The organism is Streptomyces sp. NPDC002676, from assembly GCF_053592455.1.
Genome location: NZ_JBSFVT010000012.1, coordinates 162,616 through 182,780, shown reverse-complemented (window position 1 = coordinate 182,780; position 20,165 = coordinate 162,616). Strand labels below are relative to the sequence as shown.

Here is a 20,165-nt window from a genome sequence, read left to right as displayed (position 1 = left end):
CGTCGCTCCTCGCGAGTTGTTGTCAAAGGTGCGGGTCATCTCGTCACAGCTCCCCGAGTTCGCCGTCGATGAAGTCGAACAGCTCGTCGGCGGTGGCCGTCTCCAGGCTGCGCGTGGTCTCCGCGGGCTCCGGCTCGGTGCGGAAGCGGCTCCACTTGGCGAGCAGCGTCTGCAGCCGCACGGTGACCTCTTCGTGGGCGGTGTCGTCCGGGGCGACCTCGGCGAGGGCGTCCGGGGTGATCGCGGAGAGGACCGACTCCATCCGGGCGAGTTCGGCGAGCAGCGGTGCCGTCGCCGTGGGCTCCTCCAGGTCCAGGTCGGCGAGGAGCCGTTCCGCGAGCCGGTCGGGGTTGGGGTGGTCGAAGACCACGGTCGCGGTGAGCCGCAGCCCGGTGACCTGGTTGAGCCGGTTGCGCAGTTCCACGGCGGTCAGCGAGTCGAAGCCGAGTTCGCTGAAGGCCTGGTCGGGCTCGATGGCGTCCGCGGAGGTGTGGCCGAGGACGTCGGCGACCTGGCCGCGGACCACGTCGAGCAGCACCCGGACGCGGTCCTCGGCGGGTACGCCCAGGAGCCTGCCCCGCAGCGCGGTGCCGTCCGCGTCGGTCTGCTCCTGTGCGGTGCGCCGGGCCGGGCGGACCAGGTCGCGCAGCAGCGGCGGTACGGCGCCCGTGCCCCCGCCCGGCGCCAGGTCGAGGCGGGTCGGCACCAGCAGCGCCTCGTCCAGGGTGTCGGCGAGGTCCAGCAGGGCCAGGCCCTCCGTGGCGGACAGGCCGGTCATGCCGGAGCGGGCCATACGGCGTACGTCGACGTCGCCGATGGTGTCGGCCATGCCGCTGTTGATGCCGGCCTCGTCGGCCCACAGGCCCCAGGCGAGGGAGGTGGCCGCCAGCCCGCGCGCCCGGCGGTGGCCCGCCAGGGCGTCCAGGTAGGCGTTGGCCGCCGCGTAGTTGCCCTGGCCGGGGCCGCCGAAGACGCCGGCCGCGGAGGAGAACAGGACGAACGCCGACAGCTCCAGGTCCCGGGTGAGGGTGTGGAGGTGCCAGGCGGCGTCCACCTTGGGGCGCAGCACCCGGTCCACCCGCTCGGGGGTGAGGGAGCCGATCACGCCGTCGTCGAGCACGCCGGCTGCGTGCACCACGGCGGTCAGCGGGTGCTCTGCGGGGATGCCGGCCAGCAGGGCGGCCAGCGCCTCCCGGTCGGCGGTGTCGCAGGCGGCGATCTTGACGCGGGCACCCAGCTCCGTGAGCTCCGCCGCCAGTTCGGCGGCGCCGTCGGCGGCCGGGCCGCGCCTGCTGGTGAGCAGCAGGTTGCGGACGCCGCGGTCGGTGACCAGGTGGCGGGCGACCAGGCTGCCGAGGGCGCCGGTGCCGCCGGTGATCAGGACGGTGCCGTCGGGGCGGGCGGCAAGGCCCGTTCCCGTACCGTCCGCCGCTGCGTCCGGCCCGGCCGGGTCAGGCAGCGAGGCGGTGACCCGGGTGAGGCGGGCGGCGTGCGCGGTGCCGTCGCGCAGGGCGAGTTGGGGTTCGCCGGCGGCGACGGCGGCGGGTAGGGCTCGCCAGGAGGGTTCCTGGTCGTCGAGGTCGACGAGGACGAACCGGTCCGGGTTCTCGGTCTGTGCCGACCGGACCAGTCCCCACACGGTGGCGCCGGCGAGGTCGGGCACGCTGTCCTCGGGGTGCGCGGCGACCGCGCCACACGTCACCACGACCAGCCGGGCGGTGGCCAGGCGTGGCTCGGCGAGCCAGGACTGGGCCAGGCCCAGCGCGTCGTGCGCGGCGGTGTGCACCGCGTCCGGCGACTCGGGGCCCTCCGCGCCCGGCTGCTGCGGCGTCCGCGATCCGCCGGCGGCCACCAGGACCACCTCGGGCACCGGGGCGCCCGCGCCGATGGCTTCGGCGAGCGCGGCCAAGTCGGGGTGGGCACCCGTCGGGATGCCGGCGGCCTTGAGGTTCTCGGCGAGACGCAGCTCGTCGGAGCCGAGGACCGCCCAGGAGCCCGGCGCCACGGCCGGGCGGGCGGACGGCTCGGGCAGGGCCGCCCAGTCGAGCCGGAACAGCTTGTCGTGGTGCCCGGCGCGGGCGCCCGCGAACGTCTGGGCCGTCACCGGGCGCAGCACCAGCGACTCCACCGAGGCGACGGGTGCGCCGGAGGCGTCGGCGACGGTGAGGGACACCGTGTCCGGGCCGGCCGGCGACAGGCGGACGCGCAGCGCTGCCGCGCCGGTCGCGTACAGGGACACGCCGGCCCAGGAGAAGGGCAGCCGGATGCTGTCCTGGTCGGTGAGCAGTCCGCCGGGGCCGATCGCGTGCAGGGCGGCGTCCAGCAGCGCCGGGTGCAGCCCGAAGCGTGCGGCGTCGGCGCCGGTCTGCTGGTCGAGGGCGACTTCGGCGAGTACGTCCTCGCCGTCCTGCCAGATGGCGCGCAGGCCCTGGAACGCCGGGCCGTAGTCGACGCCGTCGACCGCGAGTCGCTCGTACAGGCCGTCCACGGGGACGGGGACGGCACCGGCGGGCGGCCAGACGCCCGTCCCGGCGGGGGCGGGCGCGCCGTCGACGGCGAGCAGACCGGTGGCGTGGCGGGTCCAGGGTTCGCCGGTCGCCGTGTCCTGGGCGCCCGCGGGGCGGGAGTGGACGGTCAGCGGGCGGCGGCCGGTGGTGTCGGCCTCGCCGACGGTCAGCCGGACCTGGACGGCGCCGCGTTCGGGCAGCACCAGCGGGGCTTCGATGGTGAGTTCGTCCAGCCGGTCGCAGCCGACGTGGTCGCCGGCGCGGACGGCCAGCTCGACGAGGGCGGTGCCGGGTACCAGCACCACTCCGGCGACGGCGTGGTCGGCGAGCCAGGGGTGGGTGTCGAGCGACAGCCGTCCGGTGAACAGCAGGCCGCCGGAGTCGGGCAGTTCCACCGTGGCGCCGAGCAGCGGATGGTCGGCGGCGGCCAGTCCGGCCGCGGTGACGTCACCGGCGGTCGCGGGCAGCAGCGTCGGCCAGTACGACTGGTGCTGGAAGGCGTAGGCGGGCAGGGGCACCTGGCGGGCGCCCCGGTCCGCGAAGACCGGCTGCCAGTCGACGGGCAGGCCCGCGACATGCGCCTCGCCCAGGGAGGCGAGGAAGCGGTCGAGGCCGCCCTCCCGGCGGCGGATCGTGCCGATCACGGTGACGTCGCTGTCGATCTGCTGCACCGCGACCGTCAGCATCGGGTGCGGGGCGCTCTCCAGGAACGTGCGGTACCCGTCCGCGAGCAGCCGTTGGACGACGGGCTCGTAGAGCACGGTGCCGCGCATGTTGCGGTACCAGTACTCGGCGGTCAGTTCGGCGGTGTCGATGATCTCGCCGGTCACCGTCGAGTAGAACGGGATGTCCGTCGACCGGGCGGTCACCGGGGCGAGCTGTTCCAGCAGGGGTTCGCGCAGCGGCTCGACCTGCGGGCAGTGGCTGGGCACCGAGGCGGGGATGACCCGCACCCGGATGCCGTCCGCCTCGCACTCGGCGACCAGTTCGGCGAGCGCGTGCTCGTCGCCGGCGATGGTGACGGCCTTGGGGCCGTTGATGCCGGCCACGGACAGGGCCCGGTCCCAGCGGGCGACGCGGCGAGCCGCCTCGTCCGCGGAGATCATCACGGTGGCGACACCACCGCGGCCGGCCAGCTTCTCGGCGAGCATGCGGCTGCGCAGCGCGACCACGCGGGCCGCGTCCTCCAGGGAGAGCGCGCCCACGAAGCAGGCGGCGGCGATCTCGCCCTGCGAGTAGCCGACGACGGCCGAGGGCCGAACGCCGTGCGCGCGCCACAGTTCGGCGAGCGACACCATCACCGCGAACAGCACCGGCTGGACCACGTCCACCCGGTCGAGGTCGGGTGCCCCGGGCACGCCGCGCAGGGCGTCCATCAGGGACCAGTCGAGGAACGGGGCGAACGCGGCGGCGCACTCCGCCATCCGCTCGGCGAACACCGGGGAGGTCTCGAGCAGTTCGAGCCCCATGCCGAGCCACTGGGTGCCCTGGCCGGGGAAGACGAACACCGGACCGCTGCGGGTACCGGCGCCGGGGCCGCCGCGGACCACTCCGGGCAGCTCCCGGCCGTCGGCGAGGGCGGCCAGCCGCTCCAGGAACTCGGCGCCTTCCGCGCCCACCACGACCGCGCGGTGGTCGAAGACGGTACGGCCGGTGAGCAGCGAGTGGCCCACGTCCAGCGGGCGCAGCTCCGGGTGCCGTTCCAGGTGGGCCCGCAGCCGGGCGGCCTGGGCACGCAGGCCCGCCGCGGTCTTGGCGGACAGCAGCCAGGGCACGACCGGTGCCGTGTCCGCGTCGTCTGCGTTCCGCCCGTGGGCGGCGGGGAGCCGGTCCCCGGGGGCGGGTTCCTCCAGGATGATGTGCGCGTTCGTACCGCTGACGCCGAAGGACGACACGGCCGCCCGGCGCGGCCGGTCCACGGCGGGCCAGTCGCGTGCCTCGGTGAGCAGTTCCACCGCCCCGGACTCCCAGTCGACCTGGGCGGTCGGCCGGCCGACGTGCAGGGTGCGCGGCAGCGTTCCGTGGCGCAGCGCCATCACCATCTTGATGATGCCGGCGGCGCCCGCGGCGGCCTGTGCGTGGCCGATGTTGGACTTGATGGAGCCGAGGTACAGCGGTTCGACGTCCGCCTCGCGCCGCCCGTAGGTGGCGAGCAGGGCCTGCGCCTCGATCGGGTCGCCCAGCTTGGTGCCGGTGCCGTGCGCCTCGACCGTGTCGACGTCCGCCACGGACAGTCCGGCGTTGTCCAGCGCCTGTCGGATCACGCGCTGCTGGGCCGGTCCGTTCGGGGCGGTGAGCCCGTTGGAGGCGCCGTCCTGGTTGACGGCGCTGCCGCGCACGATCGCCAGGACCGGGTGGCCGTTGCGGCGGGCGTCGGAGAGCCGCTCCACGAGCAGCATGCCGACGCCCTCGCCCCAGCCGGTGCCGTCGGCGTCGTCCGAGAAGGACTTGCTGCGCCCGTCCGGGGAGAGCGCGCGCTGCCGGGAGAACTCGACGAAGGTGCGCGGGGTGGACATGACGGTCACGCCGCCGGCGAGGGCCATCGAGCACTCCCCCGACCGCAGCGCCTGCGCGGCCAGGTGCAGGGTGACCAGCGACGAGGAGCAGGCGGTGTCGATGGTGACCGCCGGGCCCTCCAGGCCGAGGGTGTACGACACCCGGCCGGAGGCCACGCTTCCGGAGCTGCCGGCGCCGCCGACGTCGCCTTCGGTGTCCGCGTCGGAGGCCTGCGCCACGAGCACGCCGTAGTCGTGGTACATCACGCCGGCGAACACGCCGGTACGGCTGCCCTTGAGGGTGGTCGGGTCGATGCCCGCGTGTTCGATGGCCTCCCAGGAGGTCTCCAGCAGCAGCCGCTGGTGCGGGTCCATCACCAGGGCCTCGCGCGGGCTGATGCCGAAGAAGGCCGGGTCGAACTTGGTGGCGTCGTAGAGGAATCCGCCCTCGTTGGTGTACGAGGTGTCGGGGCGGGACAGCTCCGGGTCGTACAGCGACTCGACGTCCCAGCCGCGGTCGGCGGGGAAGACACCCACGCCGTCGGTGCCGGTGGCGACCAGCTGCCACAGCTCGTCCGGGGAGTTCACCCCGCCCGGGTAGCGGCAGGCCATGCCGATGATCGCGATGGGCTCGTCGGCGGCCGGGGCGGCGACGCTGCCGGTGGGCGGCGTCGCCTCCGGCTCCGCGCCGAGGAGTTCGTCGCGCAGCATCCGGGCCAGCGCCAGCGGCGTCGGGTAGTCGAAGACCAGGGTCGCGGGCAGGCGCAGCCCGGCGGCCTTGGTGAGCCGGTTGCGCAGCTCGACGGCGGTCAGCGAGTCGAACCCGGCGTCCCGGAAGGCCTGTTCGGCGTCGACGTCGTCCGCGGAGGCGTGGCCCAGTACCGCGGCCACATGGGTGCGGACCAGCTCCAGCAGCCGCCGCTCCTGCTCCTCCGGGTCGAGCCCGGCAAGGCCCTGGGCCAGCGCCGAGCCGGTGGCGGACTCCTCGGCGGCGAGCCGGCGCCGGGCGGGCCCGCGCACCAGGCCCCGCAGCAGGGCCGGTACGTCGGCGGGGTCCGGGGCGGTGCCCGGGGTGCCGAGGTCGAGGTGCATGGGCACCAGGACGGGCTCGTCGACGGCAGCGGCGCGGTCGAACAGCGAGGTGCCCTGCCCGGCGGACAGCGGGTACAGGCCCGAGCGGGCCATCCGCTGCCGGTCGGTGTCGGTCAGCGCGTCCGCCATGCCGCCGGCCTCGTCCCACGGTCCCCAGGCCAGGGACTGGCCGGGCAGGCCGGAGGCGGTGCGCAGCTGGGCGAGGGCGTCCAGGAAGGCGTTCGCCGCCGCGTAGTTGGCCTGTCCGGCGCCGCCCATGACGCCCGCCACGGACGAGAAGAGCACGAAGGAGGTGAGGTGCGCGTCCCGCGTCAGCTCGTGCAGGTTCCACGCGCCGTCCGCCTTGGGCCGCAGTACGGCCGCCATCCGCTGCTCGGTCAGCGCGCCGACCACTCCGTCGTCGGTGACACCGGCGGCGTGCACCACGCCGGTCAGCGGATGCTCGGCCGGAATCCCGGCCAGCACCTCGGCCAGCGCCTCCCGGTCGGCCACGTCCACCGCGGCGATACGCACGGACGCACCCAACTCCGTGAGTTCGGCGACCAGTTCGGCCACACCCGGCGCGGCCTCGCCACGTCGGCTGGTCAGCAGCAGCCGCCGTACGCCGCGCTCGGTCACCAGATGCCGTGCGAGCACCGCGCCGAGGGCACCCGTACCGCCGGTCACCAGCACCGTGCCGTCGCTCTCGGCCGCGACCGGGGCGGTCTCGGCGGGGGCCGTCACCCGGGCCAGCCTCGGCACCAGGACACCGCCCTCGCGCACGGCCAGCTGGGGTTCGTCGGCGCCCAGCGCCGCGCTCAGCAACTCGACGGGGAAGGCTCCCCCGTCCAGGTCGAGGAGGACGAAGCGGCCGGGGTTCTCCGACTGCGCCGAGCGCACCAGACCCCACACCGCCGCACCCGCCAGGTCGGACAGCCCGTCCCCGACGGCGCCCCGGGTCACCAGGACCAGCCGCGAGGACGCGAACCGCTCCTCGGCCAGCCACGACTGCACCAGCGTCAGCGCGGTCATGGCCGCATCGTGCACCCCATCGACCGCGGCCTCGCCGCCGGTTACACAGGCGAACACCACGTCGGGCACCGGCCCGTCGAGGGCGGCGAGGTCCGGACGTAGGTCCAGCCCGGTACCGTCCGGGTCGAACGCGGCGGCGACACCGAACGCGTCGTCGCCCACGACGGCCCAGGAGCGGACCGCGCCGTCTGCCGGCTGCTGCCGCTCGGGCAGCGCCGCCCAGTCCACCCGGAACAGGGACTCCCGGCCACCACCCCGAGCCGCGTCCAGCTGACCGGCGTGCACCGGCCGCAGGGTCAGCGCGTCGACGGTCGCAACCGGCACACCGGCCCGGTCGGTGACCGTGAGGGACACCGTGTCCGTGCCGACCCGGGACAGCCGCACCCGCACCGAGCGTGCGCCCGCGGCGTGCAGGCTCACACCCGACCAGGCGAAGGGCAGCCGCGCCTGGCCGGTTCCCTCGACCAGATCACCGAGGCCGACCGCGTGCAGTGCCGCGTCCAGCAGCGCCGGGTGCAGCCCGAACTCGCCGGCCGCATCCGCGACCGCCTCGTCCAGCGCGACCTCGGCGTACACCTCACCGGGCCGCGTCCACACCGCGCGCACGCCCTGGAACGCGGGCCCGTACTCCAGTCCCGCGGCGCCGAACGCGTCGTACAGCCCCTCGATCGCCACCGCAGCCGCGTCCGCCGGCGGCCAGGTCCCCGACTCGGCCGGCGGTACCGGCCCGGCCGGAGCCAGCCGTCCGCTCGCGTGCCGCGTCCAGGCCTGGCCCGCCGTACGGGAGTGGATGCTCAGCGCCCGGGCGCCGGAGCCGTCCGGCCCGCCGACCGCCAACTGCACCTGCACCGCGCCGCGTTCGGGCAACAGCAGCGGCGCCTCCAGAGTCAGTTCCTCCAGTTGACCGCAGTCGACCTGGTCCCCGGCCCGGATGGCCAGCTCCACGAAGGCGGTGCCGGGCAGCAGCACCGAGCCCAGGACGGAGTGGTCCGCCAGCCAGGGATGCGTGTCCAGCGACAGCCGGCCGGTGAACAACAGCCCACCGGTATTGGGGGTCTCCACCGCCGCACCCAGCAGCGGATGGTCCGCGGCGCTCATGCCCGCCAGCTCGACATTGCTCGCGGAGACACCGACTTCCAGCCAGTACCGCTGGTGCTGGAAGGCGTACGTCGGCAGCTCGACCGTCCCGGCCCCTCGGCCCGCGAAGAACGCGGCCCAGTCCACCGCGACACCCTCGACATGCGCCTGCGCGAGGGCCGAGGTGAGCGTGTGCGACTCGGGTCGGTCGGCACGGAGGGAGGGGATGAAGAGCCCGTCGATGCTGTCCTGGCCCATCGCGGACAGGACGCCGTCCGGACCGAGCTCGATGAGGGTGCGTACGCCCTGCTCGGCGAGCACCTTGACCCCGTCCGCGAAGCGGACCGCCTCGCGGACGTGGCGCACCCAGTAGTCCGGGGAACACAGTTCCTCGGCGGTGGCCGGACGACCGGTCACGTTCGAGACGACCGCAATACGCGGGGCGTTGTACGACAGCCCCTCCGCGACCCGGCGGAACTCCGCCAGCATCGGCTCCATGCGGGGCGAGTGGAAGGCGTGGGAGACCGTCAGCTGCTTGGTCTTTCGACCCTGCTCGGCGAAACGGGCAGCCAGCTCCAGCACCTGGTCTTCGTCGCCCGAAATCACCACGGACGTGGGCCCGTTGAGGGCAGCAATCGAGACCGTGGCCACACCGGTCAGCGCCTCGGCGACTTCGGCCTCGGTGGCCTGGACCGCCATCATCGCGCCGCCCTCGGGCAGCGCCTGCATCAGCCGGCCACGCGCCGCGACCAGCACACATGCGTCCTCCAGCGACCAGACGCCCGCCACATGCGCGGCAGCCAGCTCACCGATCGAGTGACCCAGCAGAACGTCCGGCGTCACACCCCACGACTCAAGGAGCCTGAAGAGGGATATCTCCAGGGCGAAGAGGGCCGCCTGGGTGTAGACGGTCTGGTCCAGCGCGCTCGCGTCCTCGAAGACGACGTCCTTCAGCGGCCGGTCCAGCTCCGCGTCGAACCGCGCGCACACCGCGTCGAAGGCCTCAGCGAACACCGGGAACGCGGCGTACAGTTCGCGGCCCATCCCGACACGCTGCGCGCCCTGCCCCGTGAACAGGAACCCGACGCGCCCGTCCTCCACAGCGGCACCCTCGAACAGGGCCGCCGAACTAACGTCCTGAGCAAGCGAGTTCAGAGACGCAAGGAGTTCGTCGCGGTCCGAGGCGACCGCTGCGGCCCGGTGTTCGAGGGCCATGCGGGAGGTGGCCAGAGACAGCGCCACGTCGAGCGGCTTCAGCTCCGGACGGTCCAGCAAGTACGCGTGCAGGCGTGCGGCCTGGGCGCGCAGGGCCTTGGCGGTCTTGCCGGACAGGATCCAGGGGATCGCCGGCGAACCCACGGTGACCGCTTCCGGTTCCTCGGCGGCCTCCGTCTGCGGTGCCTGTTCCAGGACGACGTGCGCGTTGGTGCCGCTGATACCGAAGGAGGAGACGCCCGCGCGGCGCGGACGGTCGAGGGCCGGCCAGGGCTGTGCCTCGGTCAGCAGTTCCACGGCGCCTGCGGACCAGTCCACCTGGTGGGAGGGCTCGTCCACGTGCAGGGTCTGCGGGAGCACGCCGTGCCGGATGGCCATGACCATCTTGATGACACCGGCGACACCGGCAGCCGCCTGCGCGTGGCCGATGTTGGACTTCACCGAGCCGAGCCACAGCGGCCGTTCCTCGGGCCGGTCCTGGCCGTAGGTGGCGAGCAGCGCCTGCGCCTCGATCGGGTCACCCAGCGTCGTACCCGTGCCGTGCGCCTCGACGGCGTCGACATCGGCGGTCGTGAGCTGAGCGTTGGCGAGGGCCTGACGGATCACCCGCTGCTGCGACGGACCGTTCGGCGCCGTGAGGCCGTTCGAGGCGCCGTCCTGGTTGACCGCGCTGCCGCGCACGATCGCCAGGACCCGGTGCCCGTTGCGCCGGGCGTCCGACAGCCGTTCCACCAGCAGGACACCGGCGCCTTCGCCCCAGCCGGTGCCGTCCGCCGCATCCGCGAAGGACTTGCAGCGGCCGTCGGCGGCGAGGCCGCGCTGCCGGGAGAACTGGACGAAGGTGCCCGCGGTCGGCATCACCGTGACGCCGCCGGCCAGCGCGAGCGTGCACTCACCCGAGCGCAGCGCCTGCACGGCCAGGTGCAGGGCGACCAGCGAGGAGGAGCACGCGGTGTCGACGGTGACGGCCGGGCCCTCCAGACCGAAGGTGTACGCCACGCGGCCGGACACCACGCTGGCCGAGGCGCCGGTCATGGCGTAGCCCTCGACGCTCTCCGCCGCGGTGTCGAATCCGGCGCCGTACCCCTGGTAGCCGCAGCCGGCGAACACGCCGGTCCTGCTGCCGCGCAGGGTGGCCGGGTTGATGCCGGCGTGCTCGAAGACCTCCCAGGAGGCCTCCAGCAGGAGCCGCTGCTGCGGGTCCATGGCCAGCGCCTCGCGCGGGCTGATCCCGAACAGGCCGGGGTCGAAGTCACCCGCCCGGTAGAGGAAGCCGCCTTCGCGGACGTACGAGGTCCCGGGCCGGTCCGGGTCCGGGTCGTACAGCTTCTCCAGGTCCCAGCCGCGGTCGGTGGGGAACTCCCCGATGCCGTCGACGCCTTCGGCGACCAGGCGCCACAGCTCCTCCGGCGAGGAGACGCCGCCGGGGTAGCGGCAGGCCATGCCGACGATCGCGATCGGCTCGTCGGCGGCTCCGACGGCGACGACGGGCGCGCCGGCCCCGGACTCCGCGCCCACGCCCCGCAGTTCGCGGCCCAGATGCTCGGCCAGGACGGCCGCGGTCGGGAAGTCGTACACGAGCGTCGAGGGCAGGGTGAGGCCCGTCGCGGAGTTCAGCTGGTTGCGGAACTCGACGGCGGTCAGCGAGTCGAAGCCCAGCTCCTTGAACGGGCGTTCGGCGGCCACGGCGTCCGACGAGGCGTGGCCCAGCACGGCCGCCACCTCGGAACGGACCAGCTCCAGAAGCGCCCGCCCGCGCTCCGCCTCGGACAGGCCGCGCAGCCGGCGGGCGAGCGCGGAGTCCGCGAGGTCGGTGTCGTTGGGGCGTTCCTCGTCCAGCACCTTGCGGACGGCCGGCAGGTCACCGATGAGCGGCCGGGGCCGGGCGACGGCGAAGCCGGGCAGGAACTGCTCCCACACCACGTCGGCGATGGTCAGCGCGGTGTCGTCACCGTCCATGGCCTGCTGGAGGGCGGCGATGGCCGACGCCGGGGCCAGCGGCAGCAGACCGCCACGGCGCAACTGCGCCTCACCGCTGGCGTCCGCCGCCGCGAGGCCGACCTCGGCCCAGGGGCCCCAGGCGAGCGCGGTCGCGGCCTGGCCGGCGTCGCGGCGCTGCTGGGCCAGGGCGTCCAGGTAGGCGTTGGCCGCAGCGTAGGCGCCCTGGCCGCCGCTGCCCCAGATACCGGAGACGGAGGAGAACAGGACGAACGCGTCCAGCGGCGTGTCGTGGAGCAGCTCGTGCAGGTTACGGGCGCCGGCGACCTTGCCGGTCACCACGCGCGCGAACTCGTCGCCGTCCATGGCGGCGAGCGGGGTGTACTGGCCGACGCCGGCGGCGTGCACCACCGCCCGCACCGGCCGCTCTGTGGGCAGGGCCGCCAGCAGGTCCGCCAGCGCCTCCCGGTCCGCGACATCACAGGCCGCCACGGTCACTTCGGTACCGAGTGCGGTCAGCTCCTGGCGCAGTTCCTCGGCGCCAGGAGCCTCGAGGCCCCGACGGCTGGTGAGGATCAGGTGCTCGGCACCGTTGCGGGCGAGCCAGCGGGCGACCTCGGCGCCCAGCGCACCCGTACCGCCGGTCACCAGCACGGTGCCGCGCGGACGCCACGGCGACCCGTCCGCCGTACGACGAGGAGCGTGGGCGAGCCGGCGTACGAACACGCCCGAGGCGCGCACCGCCACCTGGTCCTCGTCGCCACTGTCGGCCAGCACCCCGAGCAGCCGCCGCAGCGCCTGCTCGTCGGCCGTCTCCGGTACGTCGACCAGACCGCCCCACCGGTCGGGGTGCTCCAGCCCCACGACCCGGCCGAGGCCCCAGGCCTGCGCCTGGGCGGCACTCGCCAGCCGGTCGGACCGGCCCACCGACACCGCGCCCCGCGTCAGACACCACAGCGGTGCCGTGACCTCCGCGTCCCCGAGGGCCCGTACGAGTTCCAGGGTGGACCACAGGCCCGCGGTCACCCCGGGGTGCTGCGGGCGGGCGGTCTCGTCCAGCGCGAGGAACGACAGCACCCCGCTGACGGGCCCCTCGGCCGCGGACAGTTCGGACAGCCGGGCCGCCAGCCCCGCGCGGTCGGCGTCATCCGCGCCGACGGTCAGGACGACGGTCCGCGCCCCGCGCCCGTCCATGACGGGCAGGAGGGCCTCGACCCACTCGTCGCCGCGCCGCTCCTCGGGCACGACCAGGAGCCAGGTCCCGGTCGGCACGGCGGCGCCGGCCTCCGGCACCGGCTTCCAGGTGACCCGGTAACGCCACGAGTCGACGACCGACTCCGTGCGGTGCCGCTGGCGCCAAGCGGACAGCACCGGCAGCACCGCGCTCAGCGAGTCCCGCTCGGCCGCACCGACCTGCAAGGTCTCGGCGACGCCGGCGACATCGGCCCGCTCCACGGCGTCCCAGAACGCCTGGTCCACCGGATCGACCCGGTCAGTGGCCCCGACCGGCTCCGACACCGTCCAGTACAGCTCCCGCTGGAAGGCATACGTCGGCAACTCCACCGGGCGCGTGCCCCAGCCCGCGAAGAACGCCGACCAGTCGACGGTGACTCCGCGGACGTGCGCCTGGGTGACAGCCGTGGTCACGGTCTGCGCTTCGGGGCGGTCGGCGCGGAGGGAGGGGGTGAAGAGCGCGTTGTCCGTGCTGTCCTGGCCCATCGCGGAGAGGACGGCGTCCGGGCCCAGCTCGATGAACGTACGTACGCCCTGCTCGGCGGCCGTCTTGATCCCGTCCGCGAAGCGGACCGCCTCGCGGACATGGCGTACCCAGTAGTCCGGGGTGCACAGTTCCTCGGCGGTGGCCGGACGACCGGTCACGTTGGAGACGACCGGGATGCGCGGGGCGTTGTACGACAGACCCTCCGCGACCCGGCGGAACTCCGCCAGCATCGGCTCCATGCGGGGCGAGTGGAAGGCGTGGGAGACCGTCAGGCGCTTGGTCTTGCGCCCCTGCTCCGCGAAACCGGCAGCGATCTCCAGTACCTGGGGTTCGTCACCCGAAATCACCACAGACATGGGCCCGTTGAGGGCGGCGATCGACACCGCGTCGTCCCGGTCGGTCAGCGCCTCGGCGACTTCAGCCTCGGTCGCCTGCAGGGCCACCATCGCGCCGCCCTCGGGCAGCGCCTGCATCAGCCGACCACGCGCGCCCACCAGCGCACACGCGTCCTCCAGCGACCACACCCCCGCCACATGCGCGGCGGCCAACTCACCGATCGAATGCCCCAGCAGGACATCCGGCGTCACACCCCACGACTCCACGAGCCGGAAAAGAGCGACCTCAAGGGCGAACAGACCGGCCTGCGTGTAAACCGTCTGGTCCAGGGCCGCCGCGTCCTCGAACACGACGTCCTTCAGCGGCCGGTCCAACTCCCCGTCGAACCGTGCGCAGATCGCGTCGAACGCCTCCGCGAACACCGGGAACGCGGCATACAGCTCACGGCCCATCCCGACACGCTGGGCACCCTGTCCCGTGAACAGGAACCCGACTCGGCCGCCGTCGACGACCGACCCACGCACGAGCCCCGGCATGCGCTCGCCCTCGGCCAACGCGGCCAACCCGGCGAGGAGTTCGTCCCGGTCTCCGGCCACGAGCCCGGCGCGGTCCTCAAGTGCCGCCCGCGAGTCGGCCAGTGCGTGGCCCACGTCGGCGAGGGAGGACTCGGGGTGTGCTTCCAGCCAGTCCTTCAGTCGCCGTGCCTGGCCGCGCAGTGCGGCTTCGGTGCGGCCGGACAGGACCCAGGGCACCACCGGCGATGCCACGACGGGTGTTTCCGGCGTGGTCGTCGGGGTGTCGGGGGCCTGCTCGATGATGGTGTGGGCGTTGGTGCCGCTGATGCCGAAGGAGGACACGGCGGCACGCCGCGGGCGCCCGGTCTCCGGCCATTCCCGAGCTTCGGTCAGCAGCTCGACCGCACCCGCGGACCAGTCGACCTGCTGCGAGGGCTGGTCGACGTGCAGGGTCTGCGGCAGCACGCCGTGCCGCATCGCCATCACCATCTTGATGATGCCGGCGACACCGGCGGCGGCCTGGGTGTGCCCGATGTTCGACTTGATGGACCCCAGCCACAGCGGCCGGTCCTCGGGCCGGCCCTGGCCGTAGGTGGCGAGGAGGGCCTGCGCCTCGATCGGGTCGCCCAGCGTCGTACCCGTGCCGTGCGCCTCGACCGCGTCGACATCGGCCGTCGTGAGCCGCGCGTTGGCCAGCGCCTGCCGGATCACCCGCTGCTGCGACGGACCGTTCGGCGCCGTAAGCCCGTTGGACGCACCGTCCTGGTTGACGGCGCTGCCCCGCACCACCGCCAGGACCCGATGCCCGTTGCGCTCGGCGTCGGACAGCCGCTCCAGCAGCAGCATGCCCGCGCCCTCGCCCCAGCCGGTGCCGTCCGCCCCGTCCGCGAAGGACTTGCAGCGGCCGTCGGCCGCGAGGCCGCGCTGGCGGGAGAACTCGACGAACGTGCTGGCGGTCGGCATCACGGCGACACCGCCGGCCAGCGCGAGCGTGCACTCCCCCGAGCGCAGCGCCTGCGCGGCGAGGTGCAGGGCGACGAGGGAGGAGGAGCAGGCGGTGTCGACGGTGACGGCCGGGCCTTCGAGGCCGAGGGCGTAGGAGATACGGCCGGAGGCGACGCTGGTGGAGATGTCGGTGAGGGAGTACTCGGCCGAGTCGTCGCCCTGGCCGCCGCCGAGGCCGTAGCCCTGGTAACCGGAGCCGACGAACACGCCACAGGGGTGGCCCTTGAGCGCGGTCGGGTCGATGCCGGCCCGCTCCACCGCCTCCCAGGAGGTCTCCAGGAGGAGTCGCTGCTGCGGGTCCATCGTGAGGGCCTCGCGCGGCGAGATGCCGAACATTCCGGCGTCGAAGTAGCCGGCGTCGTAGAGGAATCCGCCTTCGCGGGTGTACGAGGTACCGGGGTGCTCGGGGTCGGGGTGGTAGATCCCGTCCAGGTCCCAGCCGCGGTCGGTGGGGAACTCCCCGATGCCGTCGGCGCCGGCGGCCACCAGCCGCCACAGCTCCTCCGGGGACGAGACACCGCCCGGGTAGCGGCAGGCCATGCCGACGATCGCGATCGGCTCGTCGGTGTGCGCGGCGCTCGCGGGGAGCGCGGCGTGCGCCTGGTCCGCGCCGCCGACCAGTTCCTCGCGGAGGTGTCCGGCGAGGTCGGCGGGCGTGGGGTGGTCGAAGACGAGGGTGGCCGGGAGGGTCAGCCCGGTGTGGGTGTTGAGCCGGTTGCGGAGTTCCACCGCGGTCAGCGAGTCGAAGCCGAGTTCCCGGAAGGCGCGGCTTGCTTCCACCGCGTCCTGGGAGGTGTGGCCCAGGACCGCGGCGGTCTCGGTGCGCACCAGGTCCAGGAGCAGGCGCTGCTGCTCGGCCTCGGAGAGTGCGGCGAGGCGGTGCGTCAGGTCCGAGCCGGCGTCGTCGTCGGCCACCTCGGTGACCAGGGCGCTGCGGACCTCGGGCAGGTCGCCGAGGAGCGGGCTGGGGCGTACGGCGGTGAAGCCGGCGACGAAGCGGTCCCAGTCGACGTCGGCGACGGCGACGGCCACGTCGTCGTGCTCGACGGCCTGCCGCAGCGCGGCGACGCCCAGTTCGGGGGTGAGCGGGCTCAGGCCGCGGCGGCGCAGATGGCCTTCGGCCTCGCCGTCGGCCATGCCGCCGCCGCTCCACGGGCCCCAGCCCACGGAGGTGGCGGTCAGGCCGCGGTCGCGGCGCTGTTCGGCGAGGGCATCGAGGTAGGCGTTGGCGGCTGCGTAGGCGCCCTGGCCGCCGCTGCCCCAGACGGCGGAGATGGAGGAGTAGAGGACGAAGGCGTCCAGCGGGGTGTCGCCGAGCAGTTCGTCCAGGTGGCGGGCGCCGGCGACCTTGGCGCGCAGGACCGCGGCGAGTTCGGCCGGGTCGGTGTCTGCGACGGGCGTGAACTGGCCTGCGCCCGCCGCGTGCAGCACCGCGCTGAGCGGTGTCTCGGCGGGTATGTCGGCGAGCAGCCTGGCCAGTGCGTCCCGGTCGGCCACGTCACAGGCGGCAACGGTGACCTTGGGGCCCAACTCGGCCAGTTCCCGGTGCAGTTCCTCCGCTCCGGCGGCTGCCAGGCCCCGGCGGCTGGTGAGGATCAGGTGCTCGGCACCGTTGCGGGCGAGCCAGCGGGCGGCTTCGGCGCCCAGCGCGCCGGTGCCGCCGGTGACCAGGACCGTGCCGCGCGGGCGCCAGGGAGCGACCGGCGACTCTGAGCGCGGGGCGCGGGCGAGTCGTCGTACGAAGACTCCGGAGGCGCGCACCGCGATCTGGTCCTCGGTCCCGTCCCCGGCCAGCACGCGCAGCACGCGGGCCAGCGAGCGGTCGTCCAGGGTTTCGGGCAGGTCGAGCAGTCCGCCCCACCGCTCGGAGTGTTCCAGGGCCACCGCGCGGCCGAGGCCCCAGGTCTGTGCCTGTGCCGGGCTCGCCGGCCGGTCGGACCGGCCGACCGAGACCGCGCCCCGGGTCAGGCACCACAGCGGTGCCGTGATGCCAGCCTCGCCGAGGGCCCGCACCAGTTCGAGCGTGGCGGCGAGTCCGGAGGTGACCTCGGGGTGCTCGCGGAGCGGGGTCTCGTCCAGCGCGAGGAAGGACAGCACACCGGCGACCGGCGCCGAGTCGGCGACCGCGTCCCGCAGCCGCGGCAGCAGCGAGGCCACGGTGCAGTCGGCCGTGTCGACCTCGACCGGGACCGTTACGGCACCGGCCGCGTCGAGCGCGCCGAGAACCGCGACGGCCTCGGCCCGCCGGTCCTGCGGCAGCAGCACGACCCAACGGCCCGTGAGCGACCGTCCGGCATCCGCGGCCTGTGCCACCGGCTTCCAGACGATCCGGTAGCGCCACGAGTCCACCGCCGACTGCATGCGGTGCCGCTTGCGCCACGAGGCCAGCATCGGCAGGACGGCGCCCAGCGAGGACCGCTCCTCCTCGCCGACCTCCAGCGTGTCGGCGAACGCGGCCACGTCCGCGCGCTCGACGGCCTCCCAGAACGCGGCGTCCACCGGGTCGGCAAAACCGGCACCCTCGGCGATCTCGGGCCAGTAGCGCTCGCGCTGGAAGGCGTAGGTCGGCAGGTCGACCGGCTCGGCCCCGCGGCCCGCGAAGAACGCCGCCCAGTCGACGGAGATTCCCTCGACGTGGACTCGGGCGACTGCGGTGGTCAGGGCCTGGGTCTCGGGACGGTCGCCGCGCAGGGCGGGCACGAACAGGGCTGCGTCGACGCTGTCCTGGCCCATCGCGGAGAGGACACCGTCCGGGCCCAGCTCGATGAACGTACGTACGCCCTGCTCGGCGACCGTCTTGATCCCGTCCGCGAAACGGACCGCCTCGCGGACGTGGCGTACCCAGTAGTCCGGGGTGCACAGTTCCTCGGCGGTGGCCGGGCGACCGGTCACGTTCGAAACGACCGGGATGCGCGGGGCGTTGTACGACAGACCTTCCGCGACGCGGCGGAACTCGGCCAGCATCGGCTCCATGCGCGGGGAGTGGAAGGCGTGGGAGACCGTCAGGCGCTTGGTCTTGCGACCCTGCTGAGCGAAGCGCTCCGCGATCTCCAGTACGGCATCCTCGTCGCCGGAAATCACCACGGACGTGGGCCCGTTGAGGGCGGCGATCGACACCGTGTCCACACCGGACAGTGCCTCGGTGACCTCGGCCTCGGTCGCCTGGACGGCCACCATCGCGCCGCCCTCGGGCAGCGCCTGCATCAGCCGACCACGCGCGCCCACCAGCGCACACGCGTCCTCCAGCGACCAGACCCCCGCCACATGCGCAGCGGCCAGCTCACCGATCGAATGCCCCAGCAGGACATCCGGTGTGACACCCCACGACTCAAGGAGCCTGAAGAGAGCGACCTCAAGGGCAAACAGACCAGCCTGCGTGTAAACCGTCTGATCCAGCGCCGCCGCGCCCTCGAAGACAACGTCCTTCAGCGGCCGATCGAACTCGAAGCGCGAGCACACCGCATCGAACGCCTCCGCGAACACCGGGAACGCCGCGTACAGTTCGCGCCCCATCCCGACACGCTGCGCGCCCTGCCCGGTGAAGAGGAACCCGACCCGGCCGTCCTCCGAGGCCACGCTCTGCGACAGACCAGGCGCCTGCCGCCCCTCGGCCAGAGCCTCCAGCCCGGACAGGATGTCGTCCCGGTCCCCGGAGACCACGGCGGCCCGGTGTTCCAGTGCCGACCTGGAAGTGGCCAGGGAGAGGCCAGTGTCGACGAGTCGCAGGTCCGGCGTGTCCAGGAGACGGGAGTGCAGGCGGGCGGCCTGGCCACGCAGGGCGCTCTCGGTTCGGCCGGACAGCAGCAGTGGCACCGTCGGCGAGTCGACCGTCACGGTCTCCGGCTCATCGGCCGGTTCGTCCTGCGGTTCTTCCTCCAGCACCACGTGGGCGTTGGTGCCGCTGATGCCGAAGGAGGAGACACCGGCGCGACGCGGGCGGTCGAGGCGCGGCCAGTCCCGTGCCTCGGTCAGCAGGTCGACCGCTCCCTCGGACCAGTCGACCTGCACGGTGCGCTCACCCGCGTGCAGCGTCTGCGGCAGCACGCCGTGCCGCATCGCCATCACCATCTTGATCACACCGGCCACGCCCGCCGCGGCCTGCGTGTGCCCGATGTTCGACTTGATGGACCCCAGCCACAGGGGCAGTTCACGGTCCTGGCCGTAGGTGGCCAGGAGGGCCTGCGCCTCGATCGGGTCGCCCAGCCGGGTACCGGTGCCGTGCGCCTCGACCGCGTCCACGTCCGCCGCCGTCAGCCGCGCGTTCGCCAGCGCCTGACGGATCACCCGCTGCTGCGACGGACCGTTCGGCGCCGTGAGGCCGTTGGACGCACCGTCCTGGTTGACGGCGCTGCCGCGCACGACGGCCAGCACCTTGTGTCCGTTGCGCCGCGCGTCCGACAGCCGCTCCAGCAGCAGCATGCCCACGCCCTCGGCCATGCCCATGCCGTCCGCGTCCGCCGAGAACGCCTTGGAACGGCCGTCGGCGGCGACGCCGCGCTGGCGGGAGAACTCGACGAGGGCGCCGGGGGTCGCCATGACCGTGACGCCGCCCGCGAGGGCGAGGGTGCAGTCGCCCTTGCGCAGGGCGTGGGCGGCGAGGTGCAGGGCGACGAGGGAGGAGGAGCAGGCGGTGTCGATGGTGACCGCCGGGCCCTCCAGGCCCAGGGTGTAGGCGACACGGCCGGAGAGGACGCTGCCCGAGGTTCCGGTGCCGACGTAGCCTTCGGCCTCGCCGGGGGCGGTGCCGAACAGGGCCGCGTAGTCCTGGCCGCTGATGCCCGCGAAGACGGCGGTCTTGCTGCCCTTGAGGGAGGCGGGGTCGATGCCGGCGCGTTCGACGGCCTCCCAGGAGGTCTCCAGCAGCAGGCGCTGCTGCGGGTCCATGGCCAGGGCCTCGCGCGGGGAGATGCCGAAGAATCCGGCGTCGAACTCGGCGGCCTCGCGCAGGAATCCGCCGCCGCGGACGTAGGACCGGCCCATGGCGTCGGGGTCCGGGTCGTACAGGTGCCCCAGGTCCCAGCCGCGGTCGGCGGGCAGGGGCGCGATGGCGTCGGTGCCGGATGCGACGAGCCGCCACAGCTCCTCGGGGGAGCCGACTCCGCCGGGGTAGCGGCAGCTCATCGCGACGATCGCGATGGGCTCCTGCTCCTTGTCGGTGACCTCCCGCAGCCGGTCGTGCGCCTCGTCGAGTTCGGCGGTCACTCGGCGGAGGTATGCGCGAAGCTTGTCTTCATTCGCCATGGGAGTTGCATCC

General features: G+C 74.1%; 1 protein-coding gene. It reads right to left on the bottom strand.

Annotated features, from left to right (window positions below):
* Nucleotides 1-43: 43 nt before the first annotated feature.
* Nucleotides 44-20,113, bottom strand: a complete 20,070-nt coding sequence (locus tag ACWD3E_RS28810) for a type I polyketide synthase (protein WP_451390559.1) — start codon at nucleotides 20,111-20,113, stop codon at nucleotides 44-46.
* Nucleotides 20,114-20,165: the final 52 nt, after the last annotated feature.